General features: G+C 51.5%; 13 protein-coding genes. 2 read left to right on the top strand and 11 right to left on the bottom strand.

The window, feature by feature from the left end:
- Nucleotides 1-212: 212 nt before the first annotated feature.
- The 8 genes from lpdA to CODIS_RS05885 form a co-directional block, all read right to left on the bottom strand.
- Nucleotides 213-1,940, bottom strand: a complete 1,728-nt coding sequence (gene lpdA / locus CODIS_RS05915) for a dihydrolipoyl dehydrogenase (RefSeq protein ID WP_069122159.1) — start codon at nt 1,938-1,940, stop codon at nt 213-215.
- A 280-nt stretch (nt 1,941-2,220) separates the two neighbouring features.
- The gene (locus CODIS_RS20870) at nt 2,221-4,266 is read right to left on the bottom strand and encodes an EAL domain-containing protein (RefSeq protein ID WP_154723023.1); all 2,046 of its coding nucleotides are present in this window, start codon (nt 4,264-4,266) and stop codon (nt 2,221-2,223) included.
- A 12-nt stretch (nt 4,267-4,278) separates the two neighbouring features.
- A complete protein-coding gene (locus CODIS_RS20865; protein ID WP_154723022.1) occupies nt 4,279-5,454 on the bottom strand; it encodes a DAHL domain-containing protein in 1,176 nt (391 codons plus the stop codon).
- Entirely contained in the window at nt 5,451-6,320 is an 870-nt protein-coding gene (locus CODIS_RS05905) for a cytochrome-c peroxidase (RefSeq protein ID WP_235615141.1), read from the bottom strand. The genes CODIS_RS20865 and CODIS_RS05905 overlap by 4 nt, the downstream gene beginning before the upstream one ends.
- Before the next feature lie 675 nt (nt 6,321-6,995).
- The gene (aceF, locus tag CODIS_RS05900) at nt 6,996-8,342 is read right to left on the bottom strand and encodes a dihydrolipoyllysine-residue acetyltransferase (RefSeq protein ID WP_069122153.1); all 1,347 of its coding nucleotides are present in this window, start codon (nt 8,340-8,342) and stop codon (nt 6,996-6,998) included.
- Between the two features lie 106 nt (nt 8,343-8,448).
- Nucleotides 8,449-11,103 (bottom strand): pyruvate dehydrogenase (acetyl-transferring), homodimeric type, encoded by a 2,655-nt coding sequence (gene aceE / locus CODIS_RS05895; protein WP_083220575.1) that lies wholly within the window; start codon nt 11,101-11,103, stop codon nt 8,449-8,451.
- A 415-nt stretch (nt 11,104-11,518) separates the two neighbouring features.
- Nucleotides 11,519-12,199: a sulfur globule family protein gene (locus CODIS_RS21500; protein ID WP_069122148.1), complete on the bottom strand. Its 681-nt coding sequence runs from the start codon at nt 12,197-12,199 to the stop codon at nt 11,519-11,521.
- A gap of 94 nt (nt 12,200-12,293) precedes the next feature.
- Nucleotides 12,294-12,638: a sulfur globule family protein gene (locus tag CODIS_RS05885; RefSeq protein ID WP_069122146.1), complete on the bottom strand. Its 345-nt coding sequence runs from the start codon at nt 12,636-12,638 to the stop codon at nt 12,294-12,296.
- Between the two features lie 189 nt (nt 12,639-12,827).
- On the opposite strand from CODIS_RS05885, the gene pyrC reads away from it, so the two are divergent.
- Nucleotides 12,828-13,859 (top strand): dihydroorotase, encoded by a 1,032-nt coding sequence (gene pyrC / locus CODIS_RS05880; RefSeq protein WP_069122143.1) that lies wholly within the window; start codon nt 12,828-12,830, stop codon nt 13,857-13,859.
- 6 nt (nt 13,860-13,865) lie between these two features.
- Here the strand turns inward: pyrC and CODIS_RS05875 are convergent, their stop codons facing one another.
- Nucleotides 13,866-14,615, bottom strand: coding sequence for an MlaA family lipoprotein (locus tag CODIS_RS05875; RefSeq protein ID WP_235615140.1), 750 nt, complete (start codon nt 14,613-14,615; stop codon nt 13,866-13,868).
- 293 nt (nt 14,616-14,908) lie between these two features.
- Between CODIS_RS05875 and rnt the strand changes: the two genes are divergently transcribed.
- Nucleotides 14,909-15,550, top strand: a complete 642-nt coding sequence (rnt, locus tag CODIS_RS05870; RefSeq protein ID WP_069122134.1) for a ribonuclease T — start codon at nt 14,909-14,911, stop codon at nt 15,548-15,550.
- 152 nt (nt 15,551-15,702) lie between these two features.
- Here rnt and apbC read toward each other — a convergent pair whose 3' ends face one another.
- Nucleotides 15,703-16,794 carry an iron-sulfur cluster carrier protein ApbC gene (gene apbC / locus CODIS_RS05865; RefSeq protein ID WP_069122131.1) on the bottom strand — a complete coding sequence of 364 codons (1,092 nt, stop codon included), beginning with the start codon at nt 16,792-16,794 and terminating at the stop codon, nt 15,703-15,705.
- A gap of 283 nt (nt 16,795-17,077) precedes the next feature.
- Complete coding sequence (locus tag CODIS_RS05860) at nt 17,078-17,731, bottom strand: TetR/AcrR family transcriptional regulator (protein ID WP_069122129.1); 654 nt, start codon at nt 17,729-17,731, stop codon at nt 17,078-17,080.
- Nucleotides 17,732-17,940 lie beyond the last annotated feature (209 nt).

Below are 17,940 nucleotides of genomic sequence, written 5' to 3'. Positions count from 1 at the left end.
CAGAGTGAGCGATGTGTAGTCATTCGACATGAGCGAATGATAACGCCGCTGGGCGAAAAAATAGCCCCAGCCCTTCGGGGTGCGCCTGAAAAAGCGCCACTCGGCATTGCTCGTCGCTCATTTGGAACCACCAAACTTCTCTCCTCGCGCCTTGATTGGCGCTTTTTCAGGGGCAACAGGGCCAATTGGATAAGTGTTGACAGGCCCTAAGTCTACTTCCGTTTCTTTGGTAGCAGCAGATCGGTAATCGTGCCTTCTGCCATCTCAGCGGCAAAGCAGATGGTCTCATTCAAGGTTGGATGAGGATGTATGGTCAATCCGATATCCTCGGCGTCGGCACCCATCTCCAAGGCAAGTACGGTCTCACCGATCAATTCACCGGCATTGGGTCCGACAATACCCGCACCGAGAATGCGTTTCGTGTCCGGATCGAAAAGCAGTTTTGTCAAACCCTCGACGCGGCCGATTCCCAATGCACGTCCACTCGCAGCCCACGGGAAGGCACCCTTTTCATAGGCTACACCCTGGGACTTGGCCTCGGTTTCTGTCAAGCCCATCCAGGCGACCTCCGGATCTGTATAGGCGACCGAGGGCACGCTCAAGGGGTCGAAACTGGCCGGCAGCCCTGCGATGACCTCCGCCGCAACCTTGGCTTCATGGGTCGCTTTGTGGGCCAGCATGGGTTGGCCTACGACGTCACCTATGGCATAGATATTCGGGACATTAGTCCGCATATGTTCGTCAACGGGGATAAAGCCCGCATCATCAACCGCTACACCCGCCGCTTCCGCATTGATCTTCTTACCGTTGGGAGTACGCCCGACAGACACCAACACCCGATCATAGGTCTGTGGTTTATCCGGCGCCTGCTTACCCTCGAAGGTCACCTTCAACCCGCTCTTCAATGCCTGGATATCGATAACCTTGGTGCCCAGCATGATCTGTCTGTAGCGTTTAGCAATCCGCTTTTGCAAAGGGCGCACCAGGTCGGGGTCGCAACCCGGGATCAGTCCATCCTGCAACTCAACCACATCGATCGCGCTGCCTAGCGTGCTGTAGACTGTGGCCATTTCGAGCCCAATGATTCCGCCACCAACCACCAACATGCGCTTCGGTATATCCGCCAGGGCCAGGGCGCCGGTCGAGTCGATCAGGCGCGGATCGTCATTGGGAAATCCAGGGATCTGCACCGGACTGGAACCACAGGCGATTATGGCGTCGTTGAATCCGATAGAGAGTGAACCGCTGGATGACTTGACTGCAATCCTGTTCGGCGATTCGAAGCGGGCAATCCCATGTACCAGCTCCACCTTGCGCTGCTTGGCCAGTTGCTTCAGACCGCCGGTCAAGCGCTTCACGACCTTATCTTTGCCGGTGCGTAGCTTGTCCAGGTCGATCTTGGGTTTGCCGAAGGTGATCCCCATCTCAGCCATTTCTGCCGCTTCATTGACCACATCAGCGGCGTGAAGCAGAGCCTTTGAGGGTATGCATCCGACGTTCAGGCAGACCCCACCCAAATCATCATAGCGTTCGATGAGAATAACTTTTTTACCCAGGTCGGCAGCCCTGAAAGCTGCTGTATAACCGCCTGGTCCGGCACCCAGCACAACAACATCGGCCAGCTTATCTGCACTGCCTTTAACTGCCTCTGAGACTGGCGCCTTGGTCGGTGATGGCCTATCGTCCACTGAGTCGCCTTGAGACAGCTCAAGCTTGAGGATTTTGCCACCCATCGAGATTTTATCACCCACCTCGACGTGCAGTTCCTTCACCACACCTGCATATGGAGATGGAATATCCATCGTTGCCTTATCACTCTCCAGGGTGATGATTGAGTCTTCAGCTTCGATCTCATCTCCTACCGCAACCAATATCTCAATAATATCAACCTGCTCAAAATCGCCGATATCGGGAAGGGTAACCTCTACGATGCCACTCATGGACGCTCCTCAATCTATTGTTTTAACTATTCAAACCATTTATAGCATTTCTACATGGAGGAGCGTAGCCAAAGGAGGGAATTTATTTGTGAATGGATGATATTGACCTGACAACCGAATTGAGCATATACAGGGCATCAAGTTGAGCCTAACCGATTGATCTATAAATGACAGATCGCCGTGTGTCTGTCCGCAGCAAGCCACATGGCGACTGCACATGATCTATCAAGTTGCCGGATTAATTAAGGGTGAATTCGATAAGGTCCGAATTCCGGAGAAATCAGGTTGTACCCGTACTTCGCATATCCCGTTGCAGCCAGGCTGACATATCGGCAGCAGACATCGGTCTTGCATAATAGTAACCCTGTAGATTGCTACATCCGTTTTGCACAAGAAAATCAGCCTGCGCTTTAGTCTCCACTCCCTCTGCAATCAATCCCAGGTTCAAACTGTCCGCCATAGCCACGATCGTCTTGACCAGCTTTACATCACCCGTATTCTCCGGCAGGTCACTGACAAACGAGCGATCGATTTTGAGGATATCTACAGGAAATCGCTTGAGGTAGCTCAATGACGAGTAACCGGTGCCGAAGTCGTCAATTGAGAGATTGACACCAAGTGTTTTGAAACTTGAAAGCCAGGTAATCGCCTCTTCGGTATCTCGCAACAGAAGGCTTTCGGTAATTTCCAGTGACAGCATATCCGGATCCAGGTTTGATTCCTGTAGTATCTGCTGCAGATAACCGGCCTCCAGGCCGAGTTCACGCTGACGGCTGGATAGGTTAACCGCCAATCTAAGGTCGGAATGACCCGAGTTATGCCACCTGTTCAGTTGTTCACATGCACCTTGCAGCACCCATTCACCGATCGGACCGATCAATCCGCTGTCTTCCGCCAACGGAATGAAAACACCGGGATTGACAATACCCCTGTGAGGATGATTCCAGCGCAACAATGCCTCGACGCTGACAATCTTTTCGAATTCAGCGTCAACGACCGGTTGATAATAGATCTCCAACTCACTACGTTGAACCGCAAGCCTCAAATCAAGTTCAAGCTGCTGCCGTTCCAGAGTTCGTTTTTGCATGGAAGCGGTAAAAAACTGATAGTTGTTCCTGCCACGATCCTTAGCCTGATACATTGCCATATCCGCATTTCGTAACAAAGAATCCGCATTCATCGCATCATCGGGAAAGATGGTTATACCAACACTGGCTCCAATGAAGATTTCACGTTCATAGAGCGTGAAAACCTTGGTTATTTTATCGATCACTTTTGTGGCGATATGGGCCACGGCATCCATATCACTCACATCCTGCAGCAATATGACGAATTCATCACCGCCAAATCGGGCAATGGTATCGGACTCCCTGACACAATCGCTGATACGTTTAGCAACGAGCTGTAACAATTCATCGCCCATGACATGACCAAAGGTATCGTTAACCATCTTGAATTGGTCCAGATCGACAAACAGTATCGCCAGCTTCCACTGCTCTCTCAATGCTGATCCTATGGCCTGATCCAGTCGATCTGAAAATAAGGAACGGTTTGGCAAACCCGTCAAGGCGTCATAGTTCGCCTGATAGAGTATCTGCTCCTCATTCTCTTTATGTTTGGAGATATCCGAGAACACCGCCACATATTCTTTTGCAATACCTTGCTCATCGGGTATTGCCGCTATCGACAGCCATTCGGGATAAACACTACCATCCTTGCGACGGTTCCAGATCTCGCCGGACCAATAGCGCTTATGCAGTACCGAATCCCAGAGTTCCTCATAAAAACCATCATCATGTCTGCCGGAACTGAGAATACTTGGTGACTGGCCGATGACCTCTTCAGAGGAGTAACCCGTTATGCGGGTGAAAGAGGGGTTGACGGTTTTTATCAGATTGTCGGCATCGGTGACCATGATGCCTTCCTGAGTCGTATCGAACACCGTAGCATTCATACGCAATTGATCTTCAGCGCGTTTTTGTGCGGTGACATCCTCTTTCACAGCGATGAAATGGGTAATCTGCCCCCTGTCGTCACGCAGTGGCGATATCGATGCCGATTCCCAGTAGATGGAACCGTCCTTACGCTTGTTGTGGAATATGCCGCGCCACTCCCTGCCGGCCAGCAGGGAATCCCACATCGCCTTATACTCTTCCTTGGTCTTGTCACCACTCTTGAGAATTCGTGGATTCTTGCCTACAACCTCCTCCGCACTGTAACCAGACACCTTTTCGAAACGTGGATTGACATACTCGATAATGCCATTGATATTGGTGATCATCACCGATGCGGGACTCTGCTCCAACACCCTGCCGAGTTTTCTCAAGTCGACTTCAGCCTATTTCGATTCTGTGACATCACTCCTGACACAGACAATGCCGCCCTCATTGGTATAACTGTTACTCGCCAGATACCAGGCGCCATTATCGATCTGCTCCAGGTACTGCCCCATTGGCATCGACTCAACTATCGACTCACCTTCAAGGCTTAAATTCTTGATGCGGTTCCCCGTAACCGATTGCAGAGCATCGATATTGACACCCTCCTTGATCCATCCCTTCAACCAGGAATAAAACTCGCCAAAGCGACGATTGTGCAGTACCAGACGGCCCTCTGCATCGAACAGGGCAAATGCTTCTGAGAGATTCTCCACAGCATCATGTAACCGGTACCATGCACGACTGACCTCATGGTTGGCATTCTGTAAACGCCTTATCAATTGCCAAAGACTCAAAAGCAATACGATCACAAACACGGACAGGGCCATGATCAGGCGTCTTTTTTTAGATGTTTCGTCAACCCGGTTTTGCTCATACCTCGAGTGAACATGTTCGAAATATTCCTGGCTCGGTACAGCCAGGTAGCGTGTTTTCAAGGCCCCGAGGTTGGTCAGGTCCACGATATTTGAGTCTATATGAAAGAGTACCTGGTCGAATTTCTGCTTGTTTTCAGCTGAAACTATTTCATAGCTTTTAAGTTGCTTTAGCGTTGAAACGATATCATCCAATTGCGAGTCGGTATAGAAAAGGTCGTAGGCTAAAAGGGAGTTGAGCAGTTCCAGTACATCCTGATAGACCATGGGATCCACAGATTTCAACTCTCGCGCGACGATAGGCAGATAGTGTATGCCGTTACGCACCACCGCTGCCTGGAATTTTATCTTTTCGATGATGGCCAGTTTCTCATCCATGCCCTGCCAGTATCGGTCCGTTAGACTGGACAGTACACGATCATCCACTTCTGTCACTTTAGCGACGATCCGCTGCCGTAAATCCCTTAATCGGTTCGTGGTTCGTACCAACGGATCATATTGATTCAACAGAAAAGAGGTGATCTTGACAACGTCTCGATCAAGACGTGCATCCATCTCTTTTAACTGGAGCAGGTTATGTGAAAGTTCGGCGTAATTCTCGGATTTATCATCCCAATAAACCACCAACAGCAAAATCAAGGCAATACAGAGCGAGACAAGCAGGATGCTGCGTTTGCTGTACATTTGTTTGAGCATACTCATGGTTTCAGCCTGACATGCTCTCCAACCAGCGTGTGGAGGAACGCAGCAATATCATCGATATCACTTTGCGGCAGATCACGCCCCAATTGGTAACGACCCATGATCCTTATCGCACCTTGCAGGGTTGTCTGCGATCCATCGTGAAAATAGGGTGGGTTGATTGCCGCCAGGCGTAAACTGGGTACTTTGAAATAGTGCTTGTCTTCATCCTGTTTGGTGACATTATATCGTCCCAGATCAGGTTCCGTGATCCCGCCATTCCGATCCTTGAAATAGTCTCCCTTCGCACCCATGACACCGAACATATTGCCACCCACGTTGTCACCCTGATGGCAGCTGATGCAGCCGTAGCTTTTAAACAGGCGGTAACCGCGCAATTCCCTTTCGGAAAGCGCTCCCTCATCTCCCTTGAGCCATCGATCGAAGCGTGAATTGACTGTCACCAAAGAGCGTTCAAAGGCTGCGATGGCAACAACGATATTCTCCCCGGTGATACCATCATGAAAAAGCTCTTCAAATTTTTCTACAGTGGTCGGATCCTTGCGTAGCTTGGATATAACCTCCTCCCAGTTGGAGCTCATTTCAATAGGATTATGAACCGGACCGGCCGCCTGCTCTTCCAGCGTCAGAGCCCGACCGTCCCAGAATTGAACGAAGTTGTATCGGGTGTTGTAGACCGTGGGTGCCTTGATACCCCCAACGTTACCCCCTACTCCGACAGAGTTCTTTTTGCGATCGGTCCCTCCAGTCGAGAGAACATGACAACTGGAGCAACTGATGCTGTTATCCTGCGATAGCCTGACATCATGAAACAGCTGATCCCCAAGGGACACCAGCCTCGGATCCAGATTGCGCTCGATTGTCAATGGCCCTATGGGCTCATTCTTCAATCCTGCAGCACTGGCAAAAGATATTACCAACCAAAATAATAGCAGTGTTTTCAACAGGTTATTCATACATCATTGACGCTATAAGCGACTAAATTTGACATCCCTGAAGAATAAGTCGTCTGTAGCGGGGTGGTGCAATGCTTACTACACTATGTTAGCGGTCTCTCTATGGCTAACTTTAAGTATAGAGAATCAGATAATCTATAAGCATAGGATGAACTACAACACATATTCCCAAAGGACAATGGTGCTTGCACCCACAAATTGATGAAAAACGTTAACTTTTTTGAGCTGTGTCAATTAGGGCCTGTTAACACTAATCCAATGCACCCTGTTGTGCCTGAAAAAGTGCCAATCAAGACGCGAGGAGAGAGGTTTGGTTATTCCAAATGAACGACGAGCAACGCCGAGTGGCGCTTTTTCAGGCATACCCCAAGGGCACTTCCTTCGGGGCGCAACCCGAAGGGCTGGGGCTGTTTTCGCCCCCAGCGGCGTTATCATTCGCTCATGTAGAATAACTACACTACGCTCATTCTGCCTTGCTGGGCACGAAAACAGCCCCAGCAGGGCGTATTGGATTAGTGTTAACAGGCCCTAGGACCGGCAATAAAGAGATACGGACCGTCCTTTGTCAGGGTTGATCACTGAAAATCAGAGCAACAAATGTCGAATATCACCCAAAAGGGAAGAGAGATGGGTGGTAAACCTGACGCCATCGGCACCATCGATTACCCGATGGTCATAGGAGAGTGAAAGCGGCAACATCAATCGTGGCTGGAATGTCTCCCCGTCCCACACAGGCTGCAGACTACTGCGGGAGACACCGAGTATTGCCACTTCCGGGGCGTTCACTATGGGAGTGAAAGCGGTACCGCCTATCCCGCCAAGACTGGAGATCGAGAAACATCCGCCTTGCATATCTCCCGGCGCTAACTTGCCTGCCCGCGCCTTTTCACTGATGCTCATCAACTCTGCTGCAAGCTGGAAGACACCTTTTTGATCGACATCACGTATGACCGGTACGACCAGCCCATTGGGCGTATCCACCGCGACACCGATATGAATGTATTTCCTATATATCAAGGATTCGCCATCTGCCGATAGGGCCGCATTGAACATCGGCATCCGGTGAAGCGCTGCGGCGACCGCTTTCATCAGAAACGGCATCAAGGTGAGCCGAACGGACTGCCGGGATGCAGCCTCTTTTTGGGTTTGCCTGAATGCTTCGAGATCGGTGATATCCGCCTCGTCAAACTGGGTCACATGCGGTACGGTCAGCCAGCAACGATGAAGATGGGCTCCGCTGATTTTCCTGATGCGGTTCAACGCTGTCGCCTCAACCTCACCAAAGCGGCTGTAATCCACTTCCGGCCCCGCCGGCATTTCAAAGGGCGACCTTGCCGCGGCTGCCCCTTCACCCTGCCGCAATGAACGTTTAATGAACCTCTGAATATCCTCTTTCAGGATTCTATCTTTTGGACCGCTTCCCTTAATCAATGAGAGATCAACGCCCAATTCACGGGCAAATCGGCGTACCGATGGGCTTGCATGAGGGGTGCCCTGCCCACCGCTCTCAATAAATCCAGCCGGAACGGGCGGTATGCGGGTCTCTTTCTCACCTGGCAATCGCTGTGGTTGCTCAGATGCTGAAGCGGGCGTTTCATTCGGCGTCGGGGCCGGCGCTTGTACTGTCTCAACCTCCTCTGCCGCCGGTGGGGGGGTACTTACTTGTTCGCCCTCCCCTTTCTGTTCGCCGCTTTCAGCTTCAAGAACGAGTATCTTGTCTCCTTCTTTGACATGATCGCCAACCTTGACCAACAGGCGTTTAACCTCCCCGGAGTGGGGGGATGGAATCTCCATCGTAGCCTTGTCACTTTCAAGGGTCAGCAGAGACTCCTCAAGCGTGACTCGGTCACCCTCTGAAACCAGAATCTCGATAATCTCGACCGAGTCGAAATCACCTATATCAGGTATCAGTACATCTGTCGTTTTACCCACGTCTTATCCTCTTAGCCGATTAGGCATAATCTGTTTCGTCCAAACTAATCACCGTCTTGAGGCACCGCAGTTACGGTTGCATACGGCGTTTATACCGGGCATATCACTAGATCCTGCTGGGATTGGGCTTTTCCGGATCTATCTTGTACTTCTTGATCGCCCGACTGACCTGCTCCGATTTGATCTCACCCTCGTCCACGAGCGCCTTCAAGGCGGCGATGAGGATGTAGTATCGGTTTACCTCGAAAAACTTGCGTAGCTGGCTGCGCATATCACTACGACCGAAACCGTCAGTACCCAACACGCTGTAGCTGGTTGTGATGAACGGGCGAATCTGATCCGCATAGCTGCGGATATAATCCGTGGCCGCCACCACCGGCCCTTTTTGACCGCTCAGTTTTTCCGTGACATAGCTCAGTTTGGGTTCCTCTTGCGGATGCAGGGTATTCCATCGTTCGGCATCCAAGCCGTCACGACGCAACTCGTTAAAACTGGTAACGCTCCAAACATCAGCTGAGACGTTGAACTCTTTTTCGAGCAACTCCGCGGCGGCAATCACTTCACGCAGAATCGTGCCGCTACCCAGAAGCTGTACCCGATGCTTATGCTTACCGCCTGTATCGAGCAGATAGAGGCCGCGCACAATACCCTCTTCCACCCCCTCAGGCATTGCAGGTTGCAGATAGTTTTCGTTCATCACGGTGATGTAATAAAAGACATTTTCCTGCTCCTGATACATCCGACGCATTCCGTCCTGGACAATCACCGCCAGTTCATAAGCATATGCAGGATCGTAACTGACACAATTCGGGATCGTCCCGGCCACGATATGGCTATGTCCATCCTGATGCTGCAATCCCTCGCCCGCCAAAGTGGTACGACCAGCGGTACCGCCGATGAGGAACCCCCGGGCCTGCATATCCCCCGCAGCCCAGGCCAGATCGCCAACTCGTTGAAAGCCGAACATCGAATAGTAGATATAGAATGGGATCATACTGATTCCATGATTACTGTAGGAGGTGGCAGCCGCGATCCAGGAAGACATGGCGCCCGCCTCGTTGATGCCCTCTTGCAGAATCTGCCCCTTTTTGTCCTCTCGGTAGAACATCACCTGATCGGCGTCAACCGGTTCATACAACTGGCCCACCGACGAATAGATACCCAACTGGCGGAACATACCCTCCATACCAAAGGTACGCGCCTCATCCGGTACGATAGGAACGATCTGTTTCCCTACCGTTTTATTTCGCACCAGCATGTTGAGCAGACGCACGAACGCCATGGTTGTTGACTGATCCCTATCCCCGCTGCCTTCCAGCAGTGTCTTGAATTCATCCAGTGCCGGTACCTGCAGCGGCTCCACTTTGCTCCGACGTTGAGGAAGAAAACCACCCAAATCCTGACGGCGTTGATGCATATATTGCATCTCGGGACTGTCTGTCGGCGGTTTATAAAAGGGCGCGGCGCCAATCTGATCATCCGATATCGGTATGTTGAATCGATCTCGAAACGCTTTGAGTGCCGCTTCACCCATTTTTTTCTGGGAATGAGTGATGTTCTGACCCTCGCCGGCAACACCCATGCCGTAACCCTTGACTGTCTTGGCCAGAATGACTGTCGGTTGCCCTTTGTGGGACATCGCCTCCGCATAGGCCGCATATACTTTGTGCGGGTCGTGTCCGCCTCTGTTCAGACGCCAGATATCCTCGTCGGTCATATTGGCGACCATATCGTCGAGTTCCGGATACTTACCGAAGAAGTGCTCGCGTGTATATGCACCGCCCTTGGCCTTGTACGCCTGATAGTCACCGTCGACACACTCCTCCATACGTTTCAGGAGAATACCGTTTTTATCCCGTGCAAAGAGCGGATCCCAATAACCACCCCAGATTACTTTGATCACATTCCATCCGGCTCCGCGAAATACCGCCTCCAGTTCCTGAATGATCTTGCCATTGCCTCGCACGGGCCCATCCAGGCGTTGTAAGTTACAGTTAATTACGAATATCAGATTGTCGAGACGTTCACGCCCAGCCAGGGAGATGGCTCCGAGCGCCTCCGGCTCATCCATTTCACCATCACCACAAAATGACCATACCTTGCGCTCATCCGTATTCAGAAGACCGCGATCATGCAGATAACGCATAAAGCGTGCCTGATAGATCGCCATCAACGGACCAAGCCCCATCGAGACGGTGGGAAACTGCCAGAATCCGGGCATCAGCCATGGATGCGGATAGGACGAGAGGCCCTGCCCATCGACCTCCTGTCGAAAACTATAGAGCTGTTCTTCACTCAACCGACCCTCCAGATAAGCCCTGGCGTATACACCCGGAGCGGAGTGCCCCTGAAAAAAGATCAGATCTCCGTCCCGTTCCTTGCTCGGAGCGTGAAAAAAATGGTTGAAGCCCACATCAAAAAGCGTAGCGCTGGATGCAAAGCTGGAGATATGCCCTCCCAGCTCAGTCGATATTCTGTTTGCCTGAACCACCATCGCCATGGCATTCCAGCGTATGAAGGACCTGATACGGCGCTCCATGGCGCGATCGCCGGGAAATCGCTGCTGCTTGGTTACCGGTATGGTATTGACATAGGCCGTATTGGCACTGAACGGCAGGTAAGCGCCGGACCGGCGCGCCTTGTCAACCAAGCGCTCAATAAGGAAGTGGGCACGATCCACGCCTTCGTTCTCAAGCACGGCCTCCAATGCATCCAGCCACTCCTGTGTCTCTTGTGGATCGGTATCGGGTCTAGTCGGCATCATTATTCTCTAACAGTTGTTTTGGCAAAATAAAACCGTTCTCCAGCTGGAGACTATGAGCTATCTCATATGGCTAAAAGAAACTATTTGAATTGCCAATAGTTTGGATTGATTGAAGTAATATACAACAAGATGGGTTATTTTTCAGCGTTCTTAGCGGATTATTTATCTAACTTAATTCCCTGTTTTTATTGTTATTTAACTATCCTCTGTCTGGCATGCCGGCTACATAAGGTCTGGCAATACCCAACACTCCCACCGGTCTTGTCACGACCCTCCTGATGACAGACAGGATGTTGCACGCATCAAAGGCGGACTTCTCAACCTGCGCATATCAATACAGCCTCCCAACAATAAAAAAGGCGCTGCCGGTTATCCCGGAAGCGCCTTTTTTGGGCCTGCAGATTTACTCTGCTTAGATATCTTTGCGAGTCTCGAACACCGGCATTTCGAAAGGTTTGCGCTCCATGGCAACATTACGGTGCTCTTCCATCATCTTCATGGCCTCTGCGCGACGGGTTTCCATCTCTTTAATCATCTCGTCACGGCGAGCCTGAGACTCTTCCATACGCTTTGAGATGGCTTCAGGCATTTCAGGTCTGGCAGGTGCCCTGTTGTTAAAACGCGATTGCATCTGTGCACGCTGAGCCTGCATCTGTTCCTGGAAAGCCTTCATTTCAGCTTCCATAGCGGCACGAGGATCGGCACTGTACTTTTCTGCATACTCACGTTGGGCGGCAACAGCCTGCTCGAATGCCTTTTGCTGCTGTTCGGCAAAGGCCTTCTGTTGCTCGGCAAAGGCCTTCTGCTGCTCTTCCATAGCAGCTTTCTGCTCTTCACTCAGAGCTGGAACCACAGGTGCATAACCATATGGCGTATAACCATAAGGGCCATGTCCATAATAATTGCGATAGTTATTGTAGCCACGGCCATAACCGCTGCCACGTGCATGCATGTTGAAATTGAAGTCGAAATCACCAGCACCGAAACCGTCGCCAAAGAAATCGTCGCTCCAATCGTTACCCCACCAGGCGTTGACGGTTGCCGATGAGGCTGCCATGGCGATTGCCGCAGCAATGATAGAAATCTTTTTCATTTTTTCGTACCCAGAGTTTTTTAGTGTAAAACCACGCTGACTGCCTATGCACGTCCCTGTGCCGAGGATTCCCTGTGATTAAGTTCTAATCAATTTACTTAGCGGGAGCAGCCGGGGCAGCAGGAGCAGCCGGGGCAGCAGGTGCTACAGGCGGGTAGCCATAGCCATAGGGAGCGCCATAACCATAAGGTGCGCCATAGCCATAGGGACCGTAGCCATAGTAGTCGCGATAGTAGTTGTTGCCACGACCGTAACCGGAACCGCGGGCACTGCCACTCATACCAAAGCTGAAGTCCCCGGAGCCATCGCCCCAGCCGTCGCCCCAACCGTCGTTACCCCAGCCACGGTTGCCCCAACCTGGGCCGCCCCACCATGCGGAAGCAGAAGCGGAAGCTACGATCAGTGCAGCAGCTGCAGAAGCTTGAATGATCTTTTTCATTATTCACTCTCCTCGAGATAGAATGTAATCATGATGTAATTTGAGAAAGCAGATACAGCGCAGCTTTCGAGATATAGAATATTAGAAATTACTTAATTTAACAAATTGCGATTTTTAATTGTGGAAAAAATTTAAATAGTCATTTTCTAACAAGACCAGAAACCCTAAAGCAGACTGAAACAGCAATCCATGCAAATCACCCTTATCAGACCAGACGACTGGCACCTGCATCTGCGTGATGACGAGGCCATTAAATCCGTAGTGGCCCATACCGCAGAACGATTCGCTCGCGCGATCGTGATGCCCAATCTGAAACCGCCAGTCACCACTACGGCCATGGCCATGGCCTATCGGGATCGCATACTCTCTGCACTCCCGCATAACAGTGACTTTACTCCTCTGATGACCCTCTACATGACTGATCGCCTCACCAGCGATGAGGTGATTGTGGCGAAAAAAAGTCAGATAATCAAAGGGATAAAACTATACCCAGCGGGTGCGACAACCCACTCGGACGCTGGTGTCACGGACATACGCAAGCTTTATCCTGTGCTGGAGACAATGCAGAGGGAGGGACTCCCACTGCTGATTCACGCCGAAGTGACCGATCCGGATGTGGATATCTTCGATCGTGAGCAGGTCTTTATCGATCGTCATCTGCGTCCTCTAACACGGGACTTTCCAGCCCTGCCCATGGTTTTCGAGCACATCACCACTCGGCAGGCCGTCGATTTCGTGCGTGCCAATGAAGGCACTGTCGGAGCCACCATCACCGTACAGCATCTGCTCTACAATCGTAACGCCATGCTGGTCGGCGGCATTCGTCCCCACTACTACTGCCTGCCGATATTGAAACGGGAGAGCCACCAAAGTGCATTGATCGAGGCTGCAACCAGCGGTGAGTCCCATTTCTTCCTCGGGACGGACAGCGCTCCGCATCCTCAACACGCCAAGGAGTGCGCATGTGGCTGCGCGGGGTGTTACACCGCACATGCCGCGATTGAACTCTATGCGGAGATATTCGAACGGGCCAACGCACTCGACAGGTTAGAGGGTTTCGCCAGCCTGTTCGGTCCGGATTTCTACGGCCTGCCCAGAAACCGGGATACAATCACCCTGGCGAAGAAAAAGTGGAGTATCCCGGAGAGTTACCAGTTCGGTCAGGATCGTGTTGTCCCTTTGGGTAGTGGGGAATCTGTCAACTGGCAACTGGTCCGCTGAGCAACGCTACTCGTCCTCTTCGAACAGGGGCTCCTCTTCATCGAAAAAAGTATCGTCGAACAGATCGTCTTCATCCATGTGGTTGGGGCCGTCTTTTATCTGCGAATCTCTTTTCTGCAGGTAAAACTCCCTCTGGAATGCATATCGATCGACTGCCGCCTCATCCAGAACATCCCCTGCCTCGAGTAAATCGGCACGAACATCTATGAGTCGCAGGGTCGTCAGGGCATAGTAGGTATCCTGACTTGGATAGCTGATCGGATTCATCCAGGTGTCACCGACCAGGCCTATCAGATCACGTAGCGTGGTGGGCCCCAGGAAAGGCATGACCAGATAGGGCGTATCCCCCATACCCCAAAATCCCAGGGTTTGCCCCAAATCCTCCTTGTAGTTGGGCAGGCCCATATCGGATGCCACATCGAACAATCCGAAAATACCCAGTGTCGTATTGATACAGACACGCCCAATATCGGTCAATGCATGCGTGGGTTTGAGTTGCAGAAGATTATTGACCGCAGATGGCACATCCGCGAGATTATTGAAAAAATTAGTGATCCCCAAATCCAACACCGAAGGAGTCACAACCCGATAGCCTTTAGCTACCGGTTTTGCCACCACCTTATCAAACTCCTGGTTGAATTCATCGACCCCACGATTGATCGACTCCAGCGGATCCGTGGGGTGCTTGTTCTGCATGCTGGCACAACCTGTTAGAAACAACAGCAGCAGACTGATAATGACAATCCTTTTACTCACAGCTATCAAGCTCATTGTTTGGCCGGGAATCTACACCCTTATTCGTGGGAGCATGAATCACCACGACCTTACTCTTGTTTAACGCATAGGGGTGGCTAAGTGCGACATCATATCAGCCTGATAGACCGCAGGTGAAATGAAAAGTGTAACAATCTATAGGGCAGTTTACTGACACTGAACCGATCAAAGCCAGCCATTGGGAGTATTGCCTATCTCTGGTCAGAAGATTCAAGGTGTTGTGGGATGTATGAAAAAGTGTCGAAAAAAACACTACCTTTCTTTATCCTTAGTCAATGAATGAGGTCAACTACAACAGCGCCATGGCGCAACGATTTCGCGGATACCTGCCAGTGGTCGTCGATGTGGAGACCGGTGGATTCGATTCTACCAATGATGCATTGCTGGAAATTGCCGCCACTACGATCGCCATGGATCAACTGGGCATGCTCTACCCCGCTGAGACCCATGCCTATCATCTGATCCCGTTTGAAGGTGCCAATATCGACCCCAAGGCACTCGAATTCACCGGTATCGATCCACAACACCCGTTTCGCGACGCCCTGCCTGAGAAGGAGGCCCTGCGTCTTATCTTTGCCCCCATCCGCAAGGCGGTCAAGGCAAGCGGTTGTAAAAGAGCGATCCTGGTCGGCCACAACGCATTTTTTGATCTCGGTTTCCTCAATGCTGCCGTTGAGCGATCCGGTATCAAGCGCAATCCCTTCCATCCCTTCAGCACCTTCGACACCGTCACCCTGGCAGGCGCGGCCTATGGCCAAACCGTGCTCGCAAAAGCGGCGAAGGCCGCCGGCCTCGATTGGGACAGTAGTGAGGCCCACTCAGCAATCTATGACACACAACAGACCGCAAAATTGTTCTGCGGCATCATAAACAGATGGCAGGCACTATCGCCTGAGAAACCTTGGGTAAAAGATTGATCGACTTTAACACCGTCAGGGAATTATTCAGCAGGAAGTCTCGATAAGCGTGCCATCGACCTCCCGGGCATTCCAAACATATCAGCAGGGGCCATACGAAGCCTCGGTCGTACCGAAAAAGTAATTCCCGGTATGACCCAATGGCATCGTCATCAGTTGTTCTGAATCACAATATTCGGAAACTTGGCCGCATAATCCTTGGCCTGCAGAGAGAGCTTGGCCGCGGTTTTACGGGCAATTTCGCGGTAGATCTGAGAAATGCGCGATTCGGGTTCGGCAACGACCGTCGGTTTACCGCCGTCGGTCTCTTCCCGGATACGGATATCGAGCGGCAGCGCGCCCAACAGATCCACTTTGTACTGTTCGGCCATGGATGAGCCACCGCCCTGACCGAAGATATGCTCTTCATGTCCACAGTTTGAGCAGATATGGATACTCATGTTCTCCACGATCCCAAGCACCGGAACCTCCACTTTCTCGAACATCTTTAAACCCTTGCGCGCATCCAGCAGGGCAATGTCCTGGGGGGTGGTAACAATGACGGCGCCGGACACCGGCACCTTTTGCGCCAAGGTCAGTTGTGTATCACCGGTACCGGGGGGGAGGTCCACAACCAGATAGTCGAGACTGTCCCAATTGGTATCGTTCAGTAATTGCTCTAGGGCCTGGGTAACCATAGGTCCACGCCAGATCATAGGCGTCTCTTCATCAATCAGAAACCCGATCGACATCGCCTGCATGCCATAGCCCTGCATCGGCTCCAGGGTCTTGCCGTCCTTCGATTCCGGCTTACCGTTGATACCCAGCATGCGGGGCTGAGACGGCCCATAGATATCCGCATCGAGCACCCCTACCTTGGCACCCTCTTCAGCCAGGGCCAGGGCCAGATTGACCGCTGTTGTGGATTTACCGACGCCCCCTTTTCCGGATGCAACAGCAATGATGTTCTTGATGTTGTCGATCGGCTTGAGCGCTTTCTGCACAGAGTGGGCAACGACCTTTGAACTGATAGTGACATCGACGCTCTCTACACCGGGTAGTGCTTCGACCTTTTCGCGCACGGCTGAAGAAATACCTTCAATGCAGCCTCTTGCAGGAAAGCCCAGCTCAACTGCAATAGCAACCTTGCCACCCTCAATCTCAACGCCTTTGATCGCCTTGGCGGTTACCAGATCCTTCTCAAGGTGAGGTTCCACATACCCCTTAATGGCCTCTTTTACAGAATCTTGTGTCAATTCGGACATCGTCAGTTACTCCTGCTGCGGACTTTAAGGGTCCGGCATATGTTCTCAAAAACTACTGGCGGTGGATTCTACACGAAAATCGAATCGATATACCAAGCATTTTGCTGGGTTTTGAGCCGGCCACTACAGGCCTTACATGCATTCGGGTCGATGGGATCACCAATCCGGTCAGCGGCACCTGCGGCACAGCAAGGTGCCGCCAGGTTCGTTTGCGCCAGACAGCTGAAAATGAAACAGACAGGCTATCAGATATTCCGTATCCGCACCCTGTCTGGGATGAGGATCATTTTGGGTAGTCGACTGCTCGACCGGCCGTTTGCATGATCACGTTACTGAAATCAGTCGTGCTCAGACCGGTGAGATAGTGAGTGATCAGATTCATACTGAGCTGATGAGCCAATTGGACATCCTCGGCATGTGGATTTCGGGTGATGGTCATTGCGGCAATGCCATGCACACTGCTCCAAAGAGCTCTGGCAGCCAGTACGATCTCTTCCTCGGGTCGGGCGGCCAATGCCTTCAGTTGCTTCTCGACCAATTCGTAGCAGCGCTCCATCTTCTCCTTGTTAATTTCCGTAGAGGTATCTTCATCCCGCGGTCGGTGTTCAAAAATCATGCGCCAACGGTGGGGATGCTGTGCAGCAAAGTCCAGATATGCCGTACCCAGCGCTAAAAGACAGCGTTGCGGGTACCGGCAGTCGGCTAACGCATTGATCAGGGCGGCATAGAGCTGATCCAGGGTTCGCCCGTTAATACGAAGCACCAGTTCGTCAAGATTCCTGAATACGAAATAGAGGCTGCCAACCGTATAGCCAATGGCTGTTGCAACCTTGCGCGCGGAGAGGCCGGCATAACCCTCGTTTTCAATGATTGTCTCCGCGGCCTCAAGGGCCATACACTCAATTTCTAATTTGCTGTGTTCTCCCCGTCTTCCCATGGTCACTCCTGTTTACCTTTGTACTTTCCGTTGCAATACATGCTCGCACTCGTTCCCTGCCGAAGCTGAATTCCACTATCACACTATTCGTCTATACACACAGTGATCTCATGCACAAGATTCCTATATTTAACAATGTTTTATTAAATGCTGTTTATTTTGAAAACACCGATTGCACGGGATGCCATGCAGATATCTCCGCCAGTTGA

Source organism: Candidatus Thiodiazotropha endolucinida (genome assembly GCF_001715975.1).
Classification (GTDB): Bacteria; Pseudomonadota; Gammaproteobacteria; order Chromatiales; family Chromatiaceae; genus Thiodiazotropha; species Thiodiazotropha endolucinida.
This window is presented reverse-complemented; position numbering and strand designations above follow the sequence as displayed.

Excerpts from the sequence above, each read along its gene's own strand:
- lpdA (WP_069122159.1), bottom strand. The coding sequence starts at position 1,940 with ATGAGTGGCATCGTAGAGGTTACCCTTCCCGATATCGGCGATTTTGAG.
- CODIS_RS20865 (WP_154723022.1), bottom strand. The coding sequence starts at position 5,454 with ATGAGTATGCTCAAACAAATGTACAGCAAACGCAGCATCCTGCTTGTC.
- aceE (WP_083220575.1), bottom strand. The coding sequence starts at position 11,103 with ATGCCGACTAGACCCGATACCGATCCACAAGAGACACAGGAGTGGCTG.
- CODIS_RS21500 (WP_069122148.1), bottom strand. The coding sequence starts at position 12,199 with ATGAAAAAGATTTCTATCATTGCTGCGGCAATCGCCATGGCAGCCTCA.
- CODIS_RS05885 (WP_069122146.1), bottom strand. The coding sequence starts at position 12,638 with ATGAAAAAGATCATTCAAGCTTCTGCAGCTGCTGCACTGATCGTAGCT.
- pyrC (WP_069122143.1), top strand. The coding sequence starts at position 12,828 with ATGCAAATCACCCTTATCAGACCAGACGACTGGCACCTGCATCTGCGT.
- rnt (WP_069122134.1), top strand. The coding sequence starts at position 14,909 with ATGAATGAGGTCAACTACAACAGCGCCATGGCGCAACGATTTCGCGGA.
- apbC (WP_069122131.1), bottom strand. The coding sequence starts at position 16,794 with ATGTCCGAATTGACACAAGATTCTGTAAAAGAGGCCATTAAGGGGTAT.
- CODIS_RS05860 (WP_069122129.1), bottom strand. The coding sequence starts at position 17,731 with ATGGGAAGACGGGGAGAACACAGCAAATTAGAAATTGAGTGTATGGCC.